Genomic DNA, 246 nt, shown 5'->3' with positions numbered 1-246 from the left:
ACATAGCGCACTTCACTGGGTACTTGCATTTCGCCATAACGTTTTGCTTTTACTGTTCCTTGGCGAAAAGCCACTTCATCAATGTCCATGACATCGGCATCGCTTAATGTTACCAGCTCACCTTTTACCAGCATTTCAACTACACGGCCTGCGGCTTTTGGCGTTATGGCATATACTCCAGAGTGAATTTTACACCCTGCAGGAATGCCCAACACAGGTACAGAGTCTTCTACCGCATGGCAAATA

The 246-nt window shown here is 46.3% G+C and carries 1 protein-coding gene; it reads right to left on the bottom strand.

Going from position 1 to position 246, the window contains the following annotated elements; translation table 11 throughout:
* Positions 1–246, bottom strand: a 246-nt coding sequence (locus AAEY88_RS15040) for a hypothetical protein (protein WP_350563684.1), incomplete at both ends; no start/stop codon positions are given.

This window comes from Psychrobacter sp. CAL346-MNA-CIBAN-0220 (assembly GCF_040309805.1).
GTDB lineage: Bacteria > Pseudomonadota > Gammaproteobacteria > Pseudomonadales > Moraxellaceae > Psychrobacter.
Note: the sequence above shows the minus strand (reverse complement) of the source record. Positions and strands in the feature narration are given on the sequence as shown.